This window comes from Streptomyces sp. NPDC006339, from assembly GCF_040612775.1.
Lineage (GTDB): Bacteria > Actinomycetota > Actinomycetes > Streptomycetales > Streptomycetaceae > Streptomyces.
In genome coordinates, this window is the sequence record NZ_JBEXQW010000004.1 from 192546 (window position 1) to 212191 (window position 19646).

General features: G+C 75.5%; 18 protein-coding genes. 10 read left to right on the forward strand and 8 right to left on the reverse strand.

Going from position 1 to position 19646, the window contains the following annotated elements:
- Window positions 1-280: 280 nt before the first annotated feature.
- Genes ABZ135_RS04885 through ABZ135_RS04895 form a run of 3 tightly spaced genes read left to right on the forward strand, consistent with a single transcriptional unit; the run spans window position 281 to window position 3040 of the window.
- A complete protein-coding gene (locus ABZ135_RS04885; protein WP_356691812.1) occupies window positions 281-1192 on the forward strand; it encodes a hypothetical protein in 912 nt (303 codons plus the stop codon).
- A 49-nt stretch (window positions 1193-1241) separates the two neighbouring features.
- Window positions 1242-2153 carry a pseudouridine-5'-phosphate glycosidase gene (locus ABZ135_RS04890; RefSeq protein WP_356691814.1) on the forward strand — a complete coding sequence of 304 codons (912 nt, stop codon included), beginning with the start codon at window positions 1242-1244 and terminating at the stop codon, window positions 2151-2153.
- Window positions 2150-3040, forward strand: a complete 891-nt coding sequence (locus tag ABZ135_RS04895) for a PfkB family carbohydrate kinase (RefSeq protein ID WP_356691816.1) — start codon at window positions 2150-2152, stop codon at window positions 3038-3040. Before ABZ135_RS04890 ends, ABZ135_RS04895 begins: the two co-directional genes overlap by 4 nt.
- A 24-nt stretch (window positions 3041-3064) precedes the next feature.
- On the opposite strand, the gene ABZ135_RS04900 is transcribed toward ABZ135_RS04895, so the two are convergent.
- The gene (locus tag ABZ135_RS04900; RefSeq protein WP_356691818.1) at window positions 3065-3700 is read right to left on the reverse strand and encodes a uridine kinase; all 636 of its coding nucleotides are present in this window, start codon (window positions 3698-3700) and stop codon (window positions 3065-3067) included.
- 215 nt (window positions 3701-3915) lie between these two features.
- On the opposite strand from ABZ135_RS04900, the gene ABZ135_RS04905 reads away from it, so the two are divergent.
- Together ABZ135_RS04905 and ABZ135_RS04910 are read left to right on the forward strand one after the other, a co-directional pair.
- A complete protein-coding gene (locus ABZ135_RS04905) occupies window positions 3916-4695 on the forward strand; it encodes an SDR family oxidoreductase (RefSeq protein ID WP_356691820.1) in 780 nt (259 codons plus the stop codon).
- 26 nt (window positions 4696-4721) lie between these two features.
- Window positions 4722-5174 carry a MerR family transcriptional regulator gene (locus ABZ135_RS04910; protein WP_356691822.1) on the forward strand — a complete coding sequence of 151 codons (453 nt, stop codon included), beginning with the start codon at window positions 4722-4724 and terminating at the stop codon, window positions 5172-5174.
- Here ABZ135_RS04910 and ABZ135_RS04915 read toward each other — a convergent pair.
- Window positions 5171-5788 (reverse strand): helix-turn-helix domain-containing protein, encoded by a 618-nt coding sequence (locus ABZ135_RS04915; RefSeq protein ID WP_356691824.1) that lies wholly within the window; start codon window positions 5786-5788, stop codon window positions 5171-5173. The two genes, ABZ135_RS04910 and ABZ135_RS04915, sit on opposite strands and share 4 nt — an antisense overlap.
- Before the next feature lie 84 nt (window positions 5789-5872).
- On the opposite strand from ABZ135_RS04915, the gene ABZ135_RS04920 reads away from it, so the two are divergent.
- The 3 genes from ABZ135_RS04920 (at window position 5873) to ABZ135_RS04930 (ending at window position 8355) form a co-directional block, all read left to right on the forward strand.
- Entirely contained in the window at window positions 5873-7084 is a 1212-nt protein-coding gene (locus tag ABZ135_RS04920; RefSeq protein WP_356691826.1) for a pyridoxal phosphate-dependent aminotransferase, read from the forward strand.
- A gap of 105 nt (window positions 7085-7189) precedes the next feature.
- On the forward strand, window positions 7190-7648 hold the full coding sequence (locus ABZ135_RS04925) for a hypothetical protein (RefSeq protein WP_356691828.1): 459 nt from the start codon (window positions 7190-7192) through the stop codon (window positions 7646-7648).
- Between the two features lie 47 nt (window positions 7649-7695).
- Window positions 7696-8355, forward strand: coding sequence for a DUF2293 domain-containing protein (locus tag ABZ135_RS04930; protein WP_356691830.1), 660 nt, complete (start codon window positions 7696-7698; stop codon window positions 8353-8355).
- A gap of 224 nt (window positions 8356-8579) precedes the next feature.
- On the opposite strand, the gene ABZ135_RS04935 is transcribed toward ABZ135_RS04930, so the two are convergent.
- Complete coding sequence (locus tag ABZ135_RS04935) at window positions 8580-9329, reverse strand: chaplin (RefSeq protein ID WP_356691832.1); 750 nt, start codon at window positions 9327-9329, stop codon at window positions 8580-8582.
- A 159-nt stretch (window positions 9330-9488) separates the two neighbouring features.
- Here ABZ135_RS04935 and ABZ135_RS04940 point away from each other — a divergent pair, with 159 nt between their 5' ends.
- Window positions 9489-11306 (forward strand): hypothetical protein, encoded by a 1818-nt coding sequence (locus tag ABZ135_RS04940; protein ID WP_356691834.1) that lies wholly within the window; start codon window positions 9489-9491, stop codon window positions 11304-11306.
- Here ABZ135_RS04940 and ABZ135_RS04945 read toward each other — a convergent pair.
- The 4 genes from ABZ135_RS04945 to ABZ135_RS04960 are packed head-to-tail and all read right to left on the reverse strand — an operon-like array spanning window position 11278 to window position 18215.
- Window positions 11278-13509: a tetratricopeptide repeat protein gene (locus ABZ135_RS04945; protein ID WP_356691835.1), complete on the reverse strand. Its 2232-nt coding sequence runs from the start codon at window positions 13507-13509 to the stop codon at window positions 11278-11280. The two genes, ABZ135_RS04940 and ABZ135_RS04945, sit on opposite strands and share 29 nt — an antisense overlap.
- Window positions 13506-13970 carry a hypothetical protein gene (locus ABZ135_RS04950; protein ID WP_356691837.1) on the reverse strand — a complete coding sequence of 155 codons (465 nt, stop codon included), beginning with the start codon at window positions 13968-13970 and terminating at the stop codon, window positions 13506-13508. The genes ABZ135_RS04945 and ABZ135_RS04950 overlap by 4 nt, the downstream gene beginning before the upstream one ends.
- Before the next feature lie 43 nt (window positions 13971-14013).
- Window positions 14014-15348: an SWIM zinc finger family protein gene (locus ABZ135_RS04955; RefSeq protein WP_356691839.1), complete on the reverse strand. Its 1335-nt coding sequence runs from the start codon at window positions 15346-15348 to the stop codon at window positions 14014-14016.
- On the reverse strand, window positions 15345-18215 hold the full coding sequence (locus tag ABZ135_RS04960) for a DEAD/DEAH box helicase (protein ID WP_356691841.1): 2871 nt from the start codon (window positions 18213-18215) through the stop codon (window positions 15345-15347). The genes ABZ135_RS04955 and ABZ135_RS04960 overlap by 4 nt, the downstream gene beginning before the upstream one ends.
- Window positions 18216-18393: 178 nt before the next feature.
- Between ABZ135_RS04960 and ABZ135_RS04965 the strand changes: the two genes are divergently transcribed.
- Window positions 18394-18801 carry a hypothetical protein gene (locus ABZ135_RS04965; RefSeq protein WP_356691843.1) on the forward strand — a complete coding sequence of 136 codons (408 nt, stop codon included), beginning with the start codon at window positions 18394-18396 and terminating at the stop codon, window positions 18799-18801.
- 23 nt (window positions 18802-18824) lie between these two features.
- Here the strand turns inward: ABZ135_RS04965 and ABZ135_RS04970 are convergent, their stop codons facing one another.
- Window positions 18825-19526, reverse strand: a complete 702-nt coding sequence (locus ABZ135_RS04970; protein WP_356691917.1) for a class I SAM-dependent methyltransferase — start codon at window positions 19524-19526, stop codon at window positions 18825-18827.
- Window positions 19527-19646 lie beyond the last annotated feature (120 nt).

Sequence of the window (19646 nt, forward strand, 5' to 3'; positions counted from 1 at the left end):
CTGCCTCCTCCTGGCGGGCGCCCTGCTCATGGGGTGCTCGCCGGGAGACGGCGGGGCCGCGCCCATGGTGACCGCAAGCGGCACCCCTGCGGGCCCCGCGGGCACTTCCCCGACCACTCCCCCGGGCGCGCCGGCGGAAACGCGGCCCTCGGGCATCCCTTCGAGCAGCGCGCCGGACGCCGGGCGGGCGCGGGCGGCGGCCTGCGAGGTGCCGCTGCCGGCCGCCTGGCGGCGCGCGTTGGCCGCCGGCGTCTACCGGCCACCGGCCGGAGAGCGCCCGGTGCTCACGGACACGGGCCCGGGATGGACCGCGCTCCAGCTCACCGGTGCGCAAGGGCGCCGTGCGGTGCTCGTCCGCCGCGGGGAGACGTCACCGCGGACGCTGCTCCGGTTCGCCGACCCGGTCGAACACCAGTTGCTCGCCGCCGACTTCGACGGCCGCCGCTGGGCCGCCTTCGCCGTCCTGGAGGGCCGGACGCTCGACAGCCCGTGGAGCCTGTACGTGTGGGACGCGGTGACCGGCGGGACCCGGCGCCTCGCCCGCGCCGACCGGCCGGGCCCGCTGCCCCGCCCCATCGTCCACGACGGCACGGTGCTGTGGGCGCAGGGCACGGGCGCGGGGAAGGCGACCGTGTACGCCGCCCCGGCCGGCGGCGGCCACGCGCGCGCGTGGCGCACGGGGGTCCTGGACACGCCGTTCGCGGCGGGCGGCCTGCTGGTGTGGCGGGAGGCGGCGGGCGACCGGACCCGGCCGGCGGCGGTCTCCCTGAGGGACGGGCGGCCGGCGGCGCTGCCGCCGCCGATCGCGGCCCTGCGCGACATCCGCGCCCTCGTCTCCGACGGCACGACCTGGGCGTGGGTGGCGGGCGAGACCGAGCCCCGGCTGATGGTCTGGCGCACGGGCGAGACCCGCCCGTCGGCCGCCGTGACCGCCTCCCCCGCCGCCGACGGCATGGATCAACTGCGGGTCGCGGGGCGCCTGGTCGCCTGGCGCACGCCGGAGACCTCGTACGCCCTGGACCTCGGCTCGGACGCGTACACCGCGATCACCCCGGCGTACGGCTACGCGGCGGCCTCCGGGAACGCCCTGGCGGTCGCGTACAGCGTCGGGAACGCCAAGTCGGCCGGTGCGCGCCCCGTGATCCAGGTGGTGGACGCGGCCCGGCTGCCGGGGCTGCCGCGCTGTGGCTGATGTCGGCCTTCGAGGTTTGCGGGAGGTGCGGCCGCGCCAGAGATCCACCATGCCCACACATGTGTCCGAAGAGGTACGGGAGGCGCTCCACGAGGGGCGTCCCGTCGTCGCGCTGGAGTCGACGATCATCGCGCACGGCCTGCCGCGCCCGCGCAACCTCGCGGTCGCCCGGGAGCTGGAGGCCCTGGTGCGGGACGGCGGGGCGGTGCCCGCCACCATCGCGGTCGTCGACGGCACCGTACGGATCGGTCTGGACGAGGCCGGTCTCTCCCGGATCGCGGAGGACCCGTCGGTGCGCAAGCTCGGCCACCGCGATCTGGCGCCGGCGCTCGCGGCCGGGGCGACGGGGGCGACGACGGTCTCGGCGACGGCGGCGCTCGCCGACTCCGCCGGTATACGGGTGTTCGCGACCGGCGGGCTCGGCGGGGTCCACCGGGAGTGGGCACAGACCCAGGACGAGTCGGCGGACCTGCGGCTGCTGGCCCAGGTCGGCGTGACCGTGGTGTGCGCGGGGGTGAAGTCGATCCTCGACGTGCCCGCGACGCTGCAGCGTCTGGAGACCCTCGGCGTGACCGTCGTCGGCTACGGCACGGACAGCTTCCCCGGCTTCTACCTCACCTCCTCCGGCGAGGACGTCGACTGGACGGTGGACACCCCGCAGGGCGTGGCGCGGGTGATGCGCGCCCAGGACGAGCTCGGCGGCCCGCGCTCGGCGCTGATCGTCGCCCATCCGGTCGCGCCGGAGCGGCAGCTCGATCCGGACCTGCACGACCGGGTCCTCGCGGAGGGGCTCGCGGCGGCGCGCGAGAAGGGCGTCACGGGGCAGGCCGTGACGCCGTTCCTGCTGGAATATCTGACGACGCACACGGAAGGGGCGTCCCTGGAGGCCAACCTCGCCGCGGTGCGGGGGAACGTGCGGCTCGCCGCCCGCATCGCGTCGGCCTACCTCGACCGGCCGTGACCGGGTCCGGCGCGCTCCTGGTGGTGGGGGACGTCGTCACCGACGTGGTCGCCCGGCACCGCACCCCGCTCGCCCCCGCGACGGACACGGCGGCGGAGATCCGCACCCTGCCCGGCGGCGCCGGGGCGAACGTGGCCTGCTGGGCGGCGGGTTCGGGATGCGCGGACGTACGGCTCCTCGCGCGCGTGGGCACCGATTCCGCGGCCTGGCACGACCGGGCGCTGCGCCGGTCGGGCGTACGGCCGCTGCTGGTCCCGGATCCGGAGGCGCCCACGGCGTCGGTGATCGCGCTCGTCGGCGCGGACGCGGAACGCACCTTCCTGACGGACAGCGGGGCGGCCCTGCGGCTCTCCCCCGCCGACTGGACGCCGGCGCTGCTCGACGGGGTCGCCCGGGTGCACCTGTCCGGCTATCTGTTCTTCGCCTCGCCCGGTCGGGAGACGGCCGGGCGGGTGCTGCGGGACGCGGCCGCGGCGGGCGTGCCGGTGAGCGTGGACCCGGCGTCGGCCGGTTTCCTCGCGGAGCAGGGCACGGAGTCCTTCCTCGACGCCGTGGACGGCGCGGAGTGCCTGCTGCCGAACGCCGACGAGGCCCGGCTGCTGACCGGCCGCGCGGACCCGGCCGAGGCCGCGGCGGCCCTCAGCCGGCGCTTCCCGCTGGTCGCGGTCACCCTGGGCGCCGCCGGGGCCGTCCTCGCCACCGGCGGGCGGGTGACGGCGCGCGTGCCGGCGCCCCCGGCCGACCCGGTCGACTCCACCGGCGCCGGCGACGCCTTCACCGGTGCCTTCCTCGCCTCCCTGCTGGCCGGCGCGGACCCGGTCGAGGGGGCCGTGTCCGGGTGCCGGGCGGGCGCCCGGGCCGTGACGCGGATGGGCGGCCGTCCCTGAGACGGCGGCACGGGGCCGCGCCCGCTAGCCGGTGAAGCCCGTCCAGGCCGGGCGACGGGGGTCGTCGGCGCGGACGACGGCGTCCGCGACGCCGGCGGGGCCGACCTCCTCCTCGTAGCGCGCGAAGGCGGGCAGGGTCCACGGCTGCTCGGTGCGGCGGGCGAGCGCGCCGGCGGACAGGCGCAGGTGCACCTTCAGGTCGAAGGGGAACCAGTGGCCGAGCAGGAAGGGCCCGTGGAGCACGAGGACGCCGCCGGGCGGCAGCGGTACGGCGGGGCTGCGGGTGGCGCGGTCGGTGACCGGGTCCCACAGGTCGGGCAGCACCCGCCCGCTGCCGCCCGGCTCCAGCGGGCCGAACACCTCCCGCCACAGCGCTCCGGTGTCGTACCAGTCGCTGTAGTACGCGTCGGGGTCCTGCTTGCCGTGTTCGAAGCGCAGCGACGCCGGCCTCAGGAAGCCGCCGTTCGCGACGACCAGCACGGAGCGCCCGCGCAGCCGCAGCGCCTCGGCGACCCGTTCGGCGAACTCCCCGCCGGGCGCGGCGGGGGCGCCGTCGACGCCCACCTTCAGCCACGTGCTGCCGTCCGCGGGCTCGGCACCGTCGACGCGGTCGGCCACGGCGTCGGTCAGCCGCTCCCAACTGATCGCTTCGAATCGCATCCGTCCCATCCTGCCGCATGGATCCCGGAGACCGGATCCTGGAGATCGGATCCTGGAGCCGGGATCCGATATCCAGGTCGGGGATATCGGATCCGGGATAGGGGGTCCTGGATATTGGATCCAATATCCAGGATCCAAGATCCTGGATCCTGGATCCTGGATCCGGCGCCTCGCGTTTGACCTTGCCACTGGCGGCAGGGTTCGACGATCGCCGCATGAACAACCGGACTCAGCAGCAGAACACCCGCGTCGACAGCACGGACCGAGTGGTCGTCGTCACCGGCGCCGGTACCGGTATCGGCCGGGCCACGGCGCGGGCCTTCGCCCGGGAAGGGGCGACGGTCGTCGCCGTCGGACGCCGGCGGGGGCCGCTCGACGAGACGGCGGAGGGCTTTCCGGGGATCCGGCCGCTGGTCGCGGACATCACGGCCCCGGGCGCGCCCGAGGACATCGTGCGCACGACGGTCGGGAACCACGGGCGCCTCGACGTGCTCGTCAACAACGCCGGCATCGCGACCGGCGGCCCGCTCGGCACACTCGGCCGCGAGACGATCGGCCCGCTCCTGGAGACGAATCTCGTCGCCCCCGTCCTGCTCACCCAGGCCGCGCTCGACGCGCTGACGACGGCCCGCGGGGTGGTCGTGAACGTCACGACCACGGTCGGGCAGCGCGGCTGGCCGAACAACTCCGTGTATCCGGCGACCAAGAGCGCCCTGGAGACGCTGACCCGCTGCTGGGCGCTGGAGCTGGCCCCGCGCGGTGTGCGGGTGGTGGCGGTCGCGCCCGGCGCGATCGACACGCCCATCGCCGACCACACCGGCCTGACGCCGGAGCAGCGCCGGGCGGTGCGCGCGTGGCAGATCGCGCACACGCCGCTGGGCCGGATCGGTCGCCCGGAGGAGGTCGCCTGGGCCGTCACGGCGCTGGCCTCGCCGGACGCCGCCTTCCTGACGGGCACGGTGCTGCCCGTCGACGGAGGCGCCCTGGTGTCGTGATACGACTGCCCGGGGAGGTGGCGCCCGTGCGCATCGGTGAACTGGCCCGGAGGACCGGGACGACGGCTCGCGCCTTGCGTCATTACGAGGAGTCGGGGCTCATCTCCTCGGTGCGCGCGGCCAATGGATACCGGGTGTACGACGAGGGCGCCGTGGTCCGTGTATCCAATATCCGATATCTGCTGGACGCCGGGCTGACCCTGGAGGACGTGGCGGCGTTCGAGCCCTGCCTCGACGGGGACATGCCCGCGACGCCACCCTCCCCGCGCGGGCTCGCGATCGCGTGGGACCGGCTCGCCGTGCTGGACGCGCGGATCGCGGCGCAGACGGCGGCGAGGGACCGGCTCGCGGCCGCCCTGACCTCCCACGCCGCCGCCCCGGATCAGCCCGCCGCGCCCCTCGCGCACACCACCGCCGCGCCGACGACCGGCTCCTCCGCCGACCACGCCCCTTCTCCGGGGAGCCGCGAGGTCGCCTAGACCGCGGCGGTTTCGTGGAGTTCGGCGCGGCCGGAGGCGACGGCCTCGGGCAGGGTCAGCTCCCCGCCGGCCAGGGCCCGGCAGGTCGGCGTGTCGGTGCGCAGGAACACCTGGGCGTCGTTGGCCGGCCCGTCCCCGTACTCGACCTGGCCGTCGTCCCCCGTCCGTACGTGGAACACCCCCTCGTCCAGGGTCACCTGGACGACCCGCTCCCCCAGCTCCGCCAGGGCGGTGAGCAGCGGGATCGCGAACCAGTGGGCGCGCACCGCGTCGGTGGGCCGGGGCTCGTCGAGGGCGGGCGCGCCCCAGGCGGCGAGGGCGCGCAGGACGGGCAGCAGCTCGCGGCCACGGCCGGTGAGTTCGTAGACGGACGCGGAGGCGGGTGGCGGCAGCCGGCGGCGGGTGACGAGTCCGGCGCCCTCCATGTCCTTGAGCCGGCCCGCGAGCATGTCGGTGCTGACGCCCGGGAGGTCGGCGTGCAGATCGGTGTAGCGGCGCGGCCCGGCGAGGAGTTCACGGACGATCAGCAGGGTCCACCGGTCGCCGACGGCATCGAGGGCGCGGGCTGCGGCGCAGTACTGGTCATAGCTTCGACGGCGAGGCTGGCGTGGCATGCGACGCAGTCTAGACATGTTGTTGGACTTTCCAAGCTCGAACTTGGTAAAACCAAGCATCAACACTTCTGGGGAGGTCGGCACATGGAGTTCCGGCAGTCGAGCAAGCTGAGCGAGGTCTGCTACGAGATCCGCGGCCCGGTCATCGAGCAGGCCAACGCCCTGGAGGAGGCGGGCCACAGCGTCCTGCGCCTCAACACCGGCAACCCCGCGCTCTTCGGGTTCGAGGCCCCCGAGGAGATCGTCCAGGACATGATCCGGATGCTTCCCAAGGCGCACGGCTACACCGACTCCCGGGGCATCCTGTCCGCCCGCCGCGCCGTCGTCCAGCGCTACCAGTCCATGGGCCTGACGGAGGTGGACGTCGACGACGTCTATCTCGGCAACGGCGTCTCCGAGCTCATCTCCATGGCCACCCAGGCCCTCCTGGAGGACGGCGACGAGGTCCTCATCCCGGCCCCCGACTACCCCCTCTGGACGGCCGTCACCACCCTCGCGGGCGGCAAGCCCGTGCACTACCTGTGCGACGAGTCCGCCGACTGGTACCCCGACCTCGACGACATGGCCTCGAAGATCACCGACCGGACCCGGGCCGTCGTCGTCATCAACCCCAACAACCCGACCGGCGCGGTCTATCCGAAGGAGATCGTCGAGGGCATCCTCGACCTCGCCCGCCGCCACGGCCTCATGGTCTTCTCCGACGAGATCTACGACCAGATCGTCTACGACGAGGCCGTCCACCACCCCACCGCCTCCCTCGCCCCCGACCTGCTCGTCCTCACCTTCGGCGGTCTGTCGAAGACGTACCGGGTGGCCGGGTTTCGCTCCGGCTGGCTCGTCGTCACCGGCCCGCGCGAGCACGCCAAGAGCTATCTGGAGGGCCTGACCATGCTGGCCTCCATGCGGCTGTGCCCCAACGCGCCCGCCCAGTACGCCATCCAGGCCGCGCTCGGCGGCCGGCAGTCGATCCACGAGCTCACCGCCCCCGGCGGACGGCTGCGCGAACAGCGCGACCGGGCCTGGGAGAAGCTCAACGAGATTCCCGGTGTCTCCTGCGTCAAACCGAAGGGCGCGCTCTACGCCTTCCCGCGCCTCGACCCGGCCGTGCACGCGATCCACGACGACGAGAAGTTCGTCCTCGACCTTCTCCTGCGGGAGAAGATCCAGGTGGTGCAGGGCACCGGATTCAACTGGCACCGCCCGGACCACTTCCGCATCCTGACCCTGCCCTACGCGGACGACCTGGACGCCGCGATCAGCCGCATCGGCCGCTTCCTGAGCAGCTACCGCCAGTAGCCGGCCCCGCTGAACTCGCCCCCTGCTGCGATGATCTGACGGCATCGCAGGATGCCGATCAGAACGAGGAACGAGGATCAGCAAGAGGAGAGGAGTCGATCCGCCATGGATGCGGCGCTGATAGCCGTGGCCGGAACCCTGCTGGGCGTGGTGGCCACCCACTGGTTCCAGGGCCGGACCGCCGAGCGCACCGCCGCGCTCGCCAGGACCGAGCAGTTGCGCCAGGAACGGATCGCGACCTACAGCGCCTTCGCCGGCGCGGTGGTCGACTACCGGCTCGGCCAGAACGACCGCTGGTACCGCGCCCGGGAGGAACCGGGTTCCGAGGAGGCCGAGCAGTCGCGGTACGCCTCGTACCGACAGCGCACCGCCGCCCGACAGGCGCTGTTCCGGGTCCAGTTGATCTGTGACGACCCCGAAGTCCGCCGGCTCGCCGATGCCGCCTTCGAGGCGACCCACTGCATGCACGAAGCGACGGACGAGGCCGACCGGGCCCGGCGCTCGGCCTCCTCGAAGGAGGCACTCGCCGACTTCGTGGCGGCCGCCGCGCCCAGCGTGCGCTGACGAGCCGCTCGGGGATGCGCGCGCGGGCGTACGGGTAGAACACCCTCGTGGATCTCGTCGCCCCGGTCGTGGTCGAGCCGCTCCGGCGGCGCCGCTGCTCGGAGTGCCGCCAGGGTCCGCTGGAGCGGATGATCGTCGAGTTCAACGCACCGGTGTGCCTCGACTGCGCCGATCTCGGCCACCTCGTCTTCCTGCCCCGCGGCGACACCGCCCTCACCCGGCGCGCCCGCGAGGGCAGTGGCCTGTGGGCGGTGGTCGTCCGGCACAACCGGCGCCGGACGCGGTACGAGCGCCAGGGCCTGCTCGTCGAGGAGGCGGCGCTGGCCAGGGCGGAGGCGGCCTGTCTCGCGGACGCCGAGGCGCGGGCGCGGCGCCGGGCCCGCGACGCGGCGCGCCGGGCCGAGCGGGACGCCGAGGTCACGGCGGCCCTGGAGGCGGAGATCCTGCGCCTGTTCCCGGGCTGCCCGCCCGAGCGGGCCGCCCGGATCGCCGCGCACGCCTCGGCGAAGGGCAGCGGGCGGGTGGGGCGCACGGCCGCCGGCCGGTCCCTGGAGCGGGGCGCGGTCACCGCCGCGGTGCGCGCCGCCGTACGCCATGTCGACACCGACTACGACGCGCTGCTCATGTCGGGCGTGCCCCGTCACCAGGCGCGGACGAGAGTGGCACCGGCCATCGAGGCGGTGCTCCTGGCCTGGCGCGCGGACTGAGGGGGCCCGGCCCCGGTCACGGGGCCGGGGATGCGGGGGGTGGCCACCGGGCGCGGGGCCGGAGGTGCGGGCGCGGTCACCGGGCGCGAGGGCCGAGCGGCGCGACCGGACGAACGGGGCGGCGGCCGTCGGCGGACGGTCGTCGTCGGCGGTCGTGGCCGGGCCGGCGGCGCTGGGCGCCGCCCCCTGGGTCGGCAGGGGGACGGCTCCGTTCCGTCCGTCGGTCAGACCTCGCCGCCCGCGCGGCGGGCCCGGCGGTACAGGATCGCACCGCCGAGGAGCAGCGCGGCGCTGGCCGAAGCGGCGTAGCCGACGCTGTCGGATCCGGTGCTGGCGAGCGAGACCGAGCTGGACTGCGGGGCGGGCGCGGGGGCGTCGTCGCCGCTCGGGGCGGGCGGGATGTTGCGCACCGGGGTCTGCGGGCGCGGGGTGGGGGTCTCCGGGTGCTCGCACTCCTCCTCGGACTCGTTGACCGAGGAGTTGCCGGTGGCCGGGTTGCCGATGCCGACGACGTTGACCGAGTTGCCGCTGACGTTGACGGGGAGGTCGATCGGGAGCTGGATGCCGTTGCCGGAGAGCACGCCCGGGGAGCCCTCGGTGCGGCTCTCCGCGGTGGCGCCACCGCCGTTGGAGGCCCCTCCGTCGCGCGAACCGCGGTCCGCGGAACCGCCGTGGGCGGTGCCCGGCACGTCCTTGTGCGTCGGGCCGCCGTTCCCGGAACCGTGGCCGTCGGAGCGGTTGGCGCAGTTGTTGCCGGCCGCCGGGTTGAGCAGTCCGACGACGTTGACGGTGTTCCCGCAGACGTTCACGGGGACGTGCACCGGTAGCTGCACCGTGTTGCCGGAGCCGACCCCCGGCGAACCGACGGTGGTGCCCTCCGCCGCTGAGTCGGCGTGGGCGGCGCCCGCCGAGAGCGCGAGCGCGCCACCGGTGACCAACAGAGTGGCCAGACCACTTCGGCGAATCTGCCTCATGGCTTCCTGCCTTCCGGATGTCTTCACGGGCACTCGCCCGTACCCGAAATAACGCCGTCCGTGAGGAGCGCGGATCCGGCCGTCGGCGTGTTTCACTCCATCGAGGGAGTGTGGCGCGGCGGATCATGTCCCGACGTCGGGCGTGTGCGGTGGGTTACCGTGACGCGGGAGGCGGGTGAGGTGACGGTGGGGCAGGAGCGGCTGCGGGTACCGGTCGGTCGGGACGCGGCGCGCTGGCGCACCCGGGAACCCGCGCGCACGGTGCTGTTCGTCGTCCACAACGTCACCTCGGCGACCCGGCTGCTCGACGTACTGCCGCTCTTCGACGACGCCCTGGACGTGCAGACGCTCGCGACCTGCACGGGATCGTCCCCGTTCCTGGCCGGCGTTCCCGAGCTCCTCGACGCGGCCGGGCTGCCGGTGGTCCCGTGGGAGCAGGCGAAGGAACTGGCCGCGCGCGGAGCGGTCGACCTCGCGGTCGCCGCGAGCTACGGCGGGGAACTCCATGCGTTCCAGGGGAAGTTGGCCATCCTCTCACATGGCATTGGATACAATAAAAGGCTGGCGACACCGGACACCGGACACCGGACACCGGACACCGGACGCGGGGAGTGGGAGCCGGGAGGCGAGGACGGGATCGCGCCCGTGTTCGGTACGGATCCGGCGTGGGTGCTCCACGAGGGCAGGCCGCTCGCGGCGGCGACCGTGCTGTCCCATCCCGAACAGCTCGACCGGCTGCGCCGCGACTGCCCCGAGGCCGCCGCGACCGCCGTCCTCGCCGGTGACCCCTGCTTCGACCGGATGCTCGCGCTGCACCGCCGACGGCCCGCGCTGCGCCGTGCGTTCGGCGCGGGCGACGGGCGCCGGCTCGTCGTCCTGAACTCCACCTGGGGCCGCGCCTCGCTCCTCGGCTCCGACACCTTTCCCGTTCTGCTGCGGGAGTTGACGGAGACCTTCCCGGTCGACGAGTACCGGCTGTGCGCGGTGCTGCACCCCAACATCTGGTACGGCCACGGGCCCGGACAGGTGCGCGCCTGGCTGCGCCGGGCCGCCGACGCGGGGCTCACCCCGGTCGATCCCCTGGGGCCCTGGCGGCAGGCGGTCGCGGCGGCCGACTGCGTCATCGGCGACCACGGTTCCGTCACCTACTACGCGGCCGCCCTCGGAGTCCCCGTTCTGTTGGGGGCGTTCGCGCAGCGGGACCTGGACCCCGCGTCGCCGGTCGCCGCGCTCGGGCGGGCGGCCCCTCGACTGCGCCCGGACGCGCCGCTGCGCCCGCAGGTGGACGCGGTGATCGACGGCCATGTGCCGGGACGCTACGACGCGTTCGCGGCGGCGGCGACGTCCGACCCGGGTGCCTCGGCCGGGCTGCTGCGGTCGCTCTTCCACTCCATGCTGGACCTGCCCGAGCCCGTACGGCCGGCCCGCCCGCGGCCCCTGCTGCCCGAGGACACCGGCACACCGCACCTCACCGTGCCCGTCCGGGTCCTCACCACGGTCCGGGTGCCGGCGGAGGGGCTGCCCGAGATCGCCGTCATCCGGTTCGCCGACCCCGCCGCGGAACCGGACGCGCCCGAGGCCGAGGACGCGCACACGGCGGTGGACGCCTGGACCGGCGACGAGGGGCGGCTGTCCCTCGCCGACGTGGTGCTGGACGACGGAAGGAGCGGCGAGGCGGCGGGCCCGCGCGCGGCGGAGCTGCTCATGGAGCACCCGTACGCCGGCCTCGCCGCCGTACGGACCGGCCGCGGGCGCTGTCTGATCCGCGGCCGGGAGGGCACGGTCCTCGAACTGGCCGCGCTCCCCCGCCCCGACGGCTTCGCCGATCCCTGCGACCCGTTCGCGTACGCCTCCGCCGCGTACGCCTGGTGGACCGGCGGCCGGCCGCTCGCGGCGCTCGTCGACGCGGGCGTCATGACGGTGGTGACGGGAGCCGTCCGCCACCAAGTCACGGTGCGGGCTGCCCCGGCGGGCTGACGGCGCCCTCTGCGGCACGGTCCCGGTCGGCCTGGTCACGGTCCGCCTGGTCCCGGTCCGCCTGGTCCCGTTCGGCGCGCAGGGTGGCCGCCGTGGGAGAGCCGAGGCGCTCGTACCGCTCGATCGCCTCCGTCAGGAAGCGCTCGCGCTCCTCGGGGGTGGCCGCGGCCCGGGCGCGGAGGGCCGCGATGGCCGCCTCCTGGACCGGGACCCGCTCCAGGGACATCCGCCGGGCCGCCTCCGCGAGGAGGTCGGCGGCGCGCGCGGGGTCACCGGCGGCGAGCGCCGCCTCGCCGAGGCTGGTGAGGACCCGGGCCTCGTTGTACGGGTCGGGAACCGGGAGTGCGGCCATCAGCCGCCCGGCCCGTTGCAGCGCGGCGGCGGCGTCGGCGTGGCGGCCCTGGCCGGAGAGGGCGCGGCCCAGGTGGTGGGCGAGGAGGGCGCGGGCGCGGGGGTCCTCGGCGAGGTCCTGTGCGGCCCGGAAGTGGTCCGCGGCCTCCTCGTACCGGCCCTGGGCGAGCCGTACCAGACCGAGGGACTCGACCGCGGTCGCCTCTCCCCTGCGGTGTCCGCAGCGCCGGTCGGCCTCCGCCGCGGCGCTGAACGCCTGCTCGGCCTCGTCGTGCCGGCCGAGACCGAGCAGGGCGAAGCCGAGCTGGGCGTGCATCCGGCCCTCCGCCTCGGGGGTCGCGGGGCAGCGGGCGGCGGCGCGGACGCCGAGCCGGTGGGTGGCGAGCCAGTCCTGGTGGTAGCCCTGCCGGAAGAACAGGCTCCACAGGGCCTCGCACAACTGCCAGGTGAGGTCGTCGAGTCCGTACTCGTCGGCGGCCCGCACCGCCTCGACGAGGTTCTCGCGCTCGGCGAGCTGCCAGTCGGTGGCCTGGTCGGCGGTCCTGGGGTCGGTGGTCCTGGGGTCGTCGGGCAGGCGGTCGTAGGCGGGGCCGAGGTGCCAGCGGCCGGGCATGACGCGGGCGTCCGCGGCGGCGGCCGCGGCCAGGTGGTGGCGAAGCAGCCTTCCGACGGCGGCGGCCGAGCGGGCGTGTCCGTCGGTCCGGAGGGCGAGGCGCTCCGCGTGGGCGCGCAGCAGGTCGTGGTGGCGGTAGCGGCCGGGTGCGTGCTCCTCCACGAGGTGGAGGGAGGCGAGTTCCTCCAGCAGGGCGGCGGCGCGCTCCTCGGGGACCTCGGCGAGCGCGGCAGCGGCCGGGGCGGTGAGTCCGGCCGTCCAGGGGCGCAGTCCGCCGAGGCGGTAGAGGCGTGCGGCGTCGGGGCCGAGGTCGCCGTAGGAGGTGTCGGCGGCGGCGCTGACGGGGTCGCGCTCCGGGCCGTCCGGACCACCGGGGGCGCCGGGGCCGTCGTGCGCTGCCGCTGAGGCCATGTCCTGCTCCAACTGCCGCCAGGTGAGGTGGGTGCGTACGGCGAGGCGTTCGCCGGCCATGCAGAGGGCGAGCGGGAGTCCGCCGCAGCGGCGGGCGACGGCCTCGGCGCCGTCGGAACCGGCCTCGCCGGTGGTGGCGGCGGTGGGCCGGCCGGCGAGCCGGGTGAGGAGCAGGGCGGCGTCGGCGGGGCCGAGCGGGGGGAGGGCGAGGTGGTGGGCGCCGACGGCGCTGCCGAGGCCGGCGAGCCGGCGGCGGCTGGTGACGAGGGTGAGCGAGCCGGGTCCGGTGGGCAGCAGCGGGAGCACCTGGGCGACCGAGTGCGCGTTGTCGAGGACGGTGAGGAGGCGGCGGTCGGCGGTGAGGCTGCGGAACCAGTCGATCTGATCCTGCTCGTCGGCCGGTACGTACTGCGGGGCGACGCCGAGGGCGCGCAGGAAGCGGACGAGGACGGTGGAGGGGGTGGCCGCCGTGGCCGTGGCGTCGCCGTGCAGGTCGGCGTGGAGCTGGCCGCCGTCGTAGCGGTCCTTGAGGCGGGCGGCGAAGTGGAGCGCGGTGGCCGACTTCCCGATGCCGCCCGTCCCGGTGAGGACGACCACGCGGGGCGCCGGGTCGTCGTCCCCGCCTTCCAGCAGGGCGGTGAGCCGGTCGAGTTCGGTGTGCCGGTCGGTGAAGTGGCGGGTGGGCGCGGGAAGTAACCGGGGCGGTGGACTGCCGGGGAGGATCGCCGGCACGACGGCGTGCTCCACGGTGAGGGTGGCGATGTGACCTGCCTGCACGACCGTTCCGTGCACCGCGCCGCCGACCTCGTTGCGCACGGCGGGGTTCACGGCCGTCGTCCGTCCGCACCGCCGTCGCCGCTCAGGTGGTTCGTCATCCGGCCGACCGTGCCGACCTGGAAGGCGATCCCGTGGACGTCGCCGGACAGGGTGTTGTTGATCACCGTGCCGGGCTGTGGCTGAGGTTCCGTACCCAACTCGTCGAGGATGGCGCGCAGTTCGTCGGCGGACCGGGGGTCGGCGAGCAGGCTGCGGCGCATGCGGGCGCGCCATTCGACGCGGGCTTCGTCCCTGGCCGTGTCCACGGCGTCCTGGTCGCCGGTCCGTTCGGCGCGCAGCAGGTCGTCGCGGGCCGCGTCGAGGTCGGCGCCGACGGCTTCCGCGTCGGTGCCGGAGCGGGCGGCGAAGAACGCCGCGATCCTGGTCCGCGCCCGCTCCCAGCCCTCGCCGACCATCTGCTGGACGAGGGCGGTCGCCCCCGCCGACGCCAGTGCCACCAACTCGGCTTCCATCGGTCCCCCTTCGAAGCGTCGTTCGTCGTCCTCAGCCTATCGGTCACCGTCCCAGCAGGTCGGTGATCACTCCGACGGGGTCGGCGTCGGGGGTGCCGCGCGGCCACCAGTCCTCGCGGTCGGTGTCCGACTCGTATCCGTACCAGAGTCCGTCACGTCCGAAGCGGAGCTGGAGGGACCGGGTGGACAGCCGGTTGCGCCAAGGGCGGAAGGCGGGGAGGTCGGCGGCGAGCAGGGCGGGTCGGGCGCGGTCGAAGGGGCCGGCGGGCGGGTCCCAGGGCTCCTCCAGGACCGCGAGTCCGGCGATGCCGCCCTGGCGCCAGGCGGCGACGGCGCGGGCCAGGTCGGTGGGGGTGCGGTCGAGGGCGTAGGCAAGGTCCCGGTAGAGGGCGCGGGTGGAGGCGGTGAGACCGGAGCCGGGGTGGGCTGCGGCCAGCCGGACGGCGTCCTGCCAGGGGGTGAGGTCGGCGACCGGGTCGTGTCCGGTGGTGAGGAAGGTGTGGGCGCGGGCGGCGGCCTCGGTGGCGAGGAGGTCCAGGGCCAGGGGGTCGGGCGCGTCGGGGTCGGCCGGGAAGACGGCGGGGCGGCCGGGGTGCGCGGGCGCGGGGAGCGGCGCGGGCAGCGGCGGCAGGTGGTGGCCGGTGGTCGGGGCGAGCACGGTGCGGGCCGGCACGGTGGGCAGGGCGGGTGCGGTGGTGGCGCTCTCGGCGGCGGAGCGGGCCGCGTTGCGCCGGGTGAGGGCGGCGAGGAGCTCCTGCTCGCCGCGGCCGCGCATGAGGAAGAGGACGAAGGGGTCCTCGTCGAGGAGGCGGGCGGACTGGTAGCAGAGCGCGGCGGCGTGCTTGCAGGGGTAGCCGTCGTCGGGGCAGGAGCAGTCGGGGACGAGGTCGCCGGGAGCGGGCAGCAGTCCGGTGACGGCCTCCAGGGCGTGCGGGACGTCCTTGTCGAGGAGGGCGGCGATGTGCTCGGGGCGGGCGGCGGCCTCGTCGAGGAACCGTTCCCAGTCGTCGTCGCCGAGGGTCCGCAGCCGGATCTCGGTGCGGTACGGGCGGGGCCTGCTGCCGTGGACGTAGGCGACGACCCGGCCGGGGGTGACGGTGATCGCGTCGACGTGGCCGCGCTGGGCGTACGCCTTGCCGCGGGCGAGCCGGGCGGCGTCGAGGGCGGTGTCCTCCAGGGCGTCCACCCAGGCGTTGCCCCACCAGGTGGCGGCGAACCGGCCGTCGGGGGCCTCGTGCGGGGCGAGGGCCGGGAAGGTCCTGCGCCGGTCGTCGTGCCGGGGCAGGGTGGCGGGGCGGGCGGCGCCGGCGCGCAGCCGGGAGGAGGACCGGGGGCGGCCGGGAGGGGTGCCGGGGAGGCGGGGGCCGTCGGGGCTCATGCGGGCCTCCTCAGGGACACCAGGTCGGCCAGTTCGCGGTCGGTGAGTTCGGTGAGGGCGGCCTCGCCGGAGCCGAGGACGGCGTCGGCGAGGGCCTTCTTGGCGCGCAGCATCTCGGCGATGCTGTCCTCGACCGTGCCTTCGGCGATCAGCCGGTGGACCTGGACCGGCTGGGTCTGTCCGATGCGGTAGGCGCGGTCGGTGGCCTGGTCCTCGACGGCCGGGTTCCACCAGCGGTCGTAGTGGACGACGTGGCCGGCCCGGGTGAGGTTGAGGCCGGTGCCCGCGGCCTTCAGGGAGAGCAGGAAGACGGGGACCTCGCCGGCCTGGAAGCGGTCGACCATGCGCTCGCGCTCGGCGACGGGCGTGCCGCCGTGCAGGAGCTGGGCGGGGATGCCGCGGCCGGCCAGGTGGTCGGCGAGGAGCCGCGCCATCGACACGTACTGGGTGAAGACGAGGACGGAGCCGTCCTCGGCCAGGATCGTGTCGAGGAGTTCGTCGAGCAGGGCGAGCTTGCCGGAGCGGCCGGCGAGCCGGACCGTGCCGGGCCTGCCGCCGGGCCCGTGCGCAGGCTGCTCCTTGAGGTACTGGGCGGGGTGGTTGCAGATCTGCTTGAGCGAGGTCAGCAGCTTCATGATCAGCCCGCGCCTGGCCATGCCCTCGGCGCCCTCGATCTGCGCCATGGTCTCGCGCACCACGGCCTCGTAGAGCGTGGCCTGCTCGCGGGTGAGGGCGACGGGGTGGTCGGACTCGGTCTTGGGCGGCAGCTCGGGGACGATGCCGGGGTCGGACTTGCGGCGGCGCAGGAGGAACGGCCGGACCAGCCGGGCCAGGCGCTCGACCGCCTCCTCGTTGTCGATCTCCTCGCTGTTCTCCACGGCGCGGGCGTGCCGGGAGCGGAATGCCTTGAGGGGGCCGAGGAGTCCGGGGGTGGTCCAGTCGAGCAGCGCCCACAGCTCGGAGAGGTTGTTCTCCACGGGGGTGCCGGTGAGGGCGATCCTGGCGGGTGCGGGGACGGTGCGGAGCGCCTTGGCGGTCGCCGAGAAGGGGTTCTTGACGTGCTGGGCCTCGTCGGCGACGACCATGCCCCATTCCTGCTCGGCGAGCTGGGGGGCGCTGGTGCGCAGGGTGCCGTAGGTGGTGAGGACGAAGCCGCCGTCGAGTCCTTCGAGGGTGCGGTCGGCGCCGTGGAAGCGGCGGACGGGCACTCCGGGCGCGAAGCGGCGGATCTCCCGCTGCCAGTTGCCGAGGAGCGAGGCGGGGCAGACGACGAGGGTGGGTGCGCGGCGGGCGCGGCGCAGGTGGAGGGCGATGAGGGTGACGGTCTTGCCGAGGCCCATGTCGTCGGCGAGGCAGCCGCCGAGGCCGAGGGAGGTCATCAGGTCGAGCCAGGCGAGGCCGCGCAATTGGTAGTCGCGCAGGGTGGCGTCGAGGCCGGGTGGCTGCGGGACGTCCTCGGGTCCGGCGAGGAGCCGGTCGCGGAGGGCGGCGAGGGCGCCGACGGGGACGGCGGGGACGGTCTCGCCGTCGATGTCCGCGGTGCCGGTGAGGGCGACGGCGAGCGCGTCGACCGGTTCGAGGAGGCCGAGCTCGCGCTTGCGGGCCTTGCGGACGAGGTCGGGATCGACGACCACCCACTGGTCGCGCAGGCGGACGACCGGGCGGTGGGCCTCGGCGAGCGCGTCCATCTCCCGTTCGGTGAGGGGGTCGCCGTCGAGGGCGAGCTGCCAGTTGAAGCGGAGGAGTTCCTCGCTGTCGAAGAAGGCGGTGCCGTCGGTGGCGGAGCCGGGCGCGGAGCGGGCCGGCCGGACGACGGCGGAGGCGCTGAGGGAGCGGGCGAGGTCCCGGGGCCAGTGCACGGCGACCCCCGCGTCGGCCAGGCGGGCGGCGGCGGGGCCGAGGAGCTCGTAGAGCTCGTCCTCGGACACGGCGAGCACGTCGGGCACGTCCCGCTCCAGGAGGCGGCCGAGCGGTGGCCAGACGCGGGCGGCCCGGCGCAGGGCGAGGACGGCGTCGATCCTGGCGCGGGGCCCGAAGTGCTCGTCGCCGTCCCCGGCCCAGAGGGCGGCGGCGTCGATGACGAGGGTGGGGTCGGCGAGGCTGTGCACCTGGAGGAGGGCCGCGGCGGCCTGCCGCTCCTCGCCGGTGCCGTCGTCCGAGGTGTCGAACAGCTCGTATCCGGACAGGTCGAGGCGGAGCGAGACGCGCACGCCCGCGTCCATGCCGGCGGCGGCCTCGGCGGCCCAGGCTCGGGCGCGGGGCAGGTGTCGGGGCTCGCGCGCGGCGAAGGGCGCGCCGACCGCGTGCGGCGCCGCGGGTGTCCGGGGCAGCGTGTCGGCGACGGCGTCCAGGAAGGCCCGGACCAGTGCCTCGGGCTCGGGCAGGTGGAGCGGGACGCGGCCGGGGACGGGCGTGGCGTGGGCCTCGTACGGCATGGCGGCGGCGACGGCCCGGAGGTGGGCGATGTCGTCGGCGTCGAGCGGCCCGGCTCGCCAGGCGTCGTGGTCGTCGGCGGTGAGCCCGGGCAGCAGGCGGCCGCGGGCGACGAGGTGCAGGGCGTGAAGGGCGGCGGCGCCCCAGCAGGCGGCCGCGGGGTGCGCGGCCGGGTGGTGGCGGGCGGCGACCAGGTGGGGCAGGGCCTCGCCGACGGGCATCAGAACGGCGGGCACGGTCCGGCCGCGCACCCCCGCGCCGTGGCGGCGCACGACGGTGATCTCACCGCGCTCGGCGGAGCCGGACGGAAGCTCACCCGCCGCCGGGTCGGTCCCGTCGGGCGACCAGAAGGCGACCCGGCCCTCCCGGGGCAGGGCGGCGGGCAGGAAGACGGCGGCACGGCCGATCAGGGCGCTGGTCACGGCGATGCTCACCTCCCGGTCCGCGACGGTTTCCGACTGGACCTCCGACCTTACGGGTGGGGTCTGACAACGGACCTCCGCGGCGCTTCCCCCGGGCGGCCCAACCGGACATGACACCCGCTGCGGGGAGGCGGCAGGGTGGCGGGGAACAGGCTTCGGCCGCCCGCGCCCGACAGACGAGGATCCCGCCATGTCCCTTCACCGGCGTCTCACCATCGCCACCGGGGCCGCCCTGCTCTCGCTCGCCGTCGCGGGCTGCTCGGACCTGGGGCGCACCGCGGTGGGCACGATCTCGTACGAGACGGGGCCCCGGGCCGGGCAGGAGGCCGGACACGAGGCCGGGCAGGAGGCCGAGCCGGAGGGGGCGCACACGGCGGAGCCGGCGGCCGCGGCGCTGGTGACCAGCCCCTCGGTGAAGGGCTGCCACAAGCTGGCCCCGGAGGGCGCGAGCCGGGTGGAGAACGGCACGCTGGTGGACATGCGGCTGTACGCGACGCCGGACTGCCGGGGCGGGGAGTACACGTATCTGCCGAGCAACAGCGGCGACGAGATCGTGCCGGGGACACCGCCCTGGCGCAGCTACAGCTTCGTGCACTGACGGACGTCGTCCACGGACCGGCGTCAGCGGCCGGCCGGCGCGGGCCGGGCCAGCGCCCAGGTGCCGTCGTCGGTGGGATAGCGGTCGACGACGAGTCCGGCCTCGGCGAGATGGCCTTCGAAGGCATCCCTGGTCAGCCGCCGGGACAGGAAGGTCTGGGTCCAGCGCGCGTCCGGGAAGAGGTATTCGGCGAAGACGCGGTCGACGCCGTCGCCGATCGGCTCCGAGGACACGATGCGGACGGTGCATCCGGCGGGGTCCCGGCGTTCGCGGGGCACGTCGTCGTGGTAGTCCGCTCCCTCGCGCTGGACGAGGACGAGCCCGTCGTCCTTCACGTGCCGCCGGCAGGTCTCCAGAAGGGCCTGACGGGTCCGGTGGTCGGCCGTGTGCACCAGGAACGAGCCGAGGACGACCGCGTCGAACCGGCGGGGCAGCCGTAGCGTCTCGATGGAGCTGTGCACGGTCGGGACGCCCGGCGCCCGCTCGGCGAGGGCCACCAGCATCTCCGCGGACTCGTCCACGGCCGTGACGGCGAAGCCGCGTTCCACGAGCGGGACGGTCACCCGGCCGGCGCCGCTGCCCAGTTCGAGCAGTGTGGCGCCGGCGGGTACGGCCGCTCCGATCATGTCCGGTTCGCTGCCGACGGACAGACGCCGGTAGAGCTCCACGGCGCAGCCGTCCGGGGTGATCGGCCCCGGTCCGGTCCCCTGGTGCCCGTTCCGCATCGGGTTCTCCCGCCTGCCCGTGTCGCTGTCTGCGTCCATGCCTCTCGCGTCCTCTCCCTCCAGGGTCCGACCGTCCGCCGACGCATCCGTCGGACCTCGGCCGCCCTTTCGGATCGTGGG

Bases quoted from the DNA above. Each gene is read 5' to 3' on its own strand.
- ABZ135_RS04890 (WP_356691814.1), top strand. From the start codon at position 1,242: ATGCCCACACATGTGTCCGAAGAGGTACGGGAGGCGCTCCACGAGGGG.
- ABZ135_RS04900 (WP_356691818.1), bottom strand. From the start codon at position 3,700: ATGCGATTCGAAGCGATCAGTTGGGAGCGGCTGACCGACGCCGTGGCC.
- ABZ135_RS04905 (WP_356691820.1), top strand. From the start codon at position 3,916: ATGAACAACCGGACTCAGCAGCAGAACACCCGCGTCGACAGCACGGAC.
- ABZ135_RS04915 (WP_356691824.1), bottom strand. From the start codon at position 5,788: ATGCCACGCCAGCCTCGCCGTCGAAGCTATGACCAGTACTGCGCCGCA.
- ABZ135_RS04920 (WP_356691826.1), top strand. From the start codon at position 5,873: ATGGAGTTCCGGCAGTCGAGCAAGCTGAGCGAGGTCTGCTACGAGATC.
- ABZ135_RS04925 (WP_356691828.1), top strand. From the start codon at position 7,190: ATGGATGCGGCGCTGATAGCCGTGGCCGGAACCCTGCTGGGCGTGGTG.
- ABZ135_RS04935 (WP_356691832.1), bottom strand. From the start codon at position 9,329: ATGAGGCAGATTCGCCGAAGTGGTCTGGCCACTCTGTTGGTCACCGGT.
- ABZ135_RS04950 (WP_356691837.1), bottom strand. From the start codon at position 13,970: ATGGAAGCCGAGTTGGTGGCACTGGCGTCGGCGGGGGCGACCGCCCTC.
- ABZ135_RS04955 (WP_356691839.1), bottom strand. From the start codon at position 15,348: ATGAGCCCCGACGGCCCCCGCCTCCCCGGCACCCCTCCCGGCCGCCCC.
- ABZ135_RS04965 (WP_356691843.1), top strand. From the start codon at position 18,394: ATGTCCCTTCACCGGCGTCTCACCATCGCCACCGGGGCCGCCCTGCTC.
- ABZ135_RS04970 (WP_356691917.1), bottom strand. From the start codon at position 19,526: ATGCGGAACGGGCACCAGGGGACCGGACCGGGGCCGATCACCCCGGAC.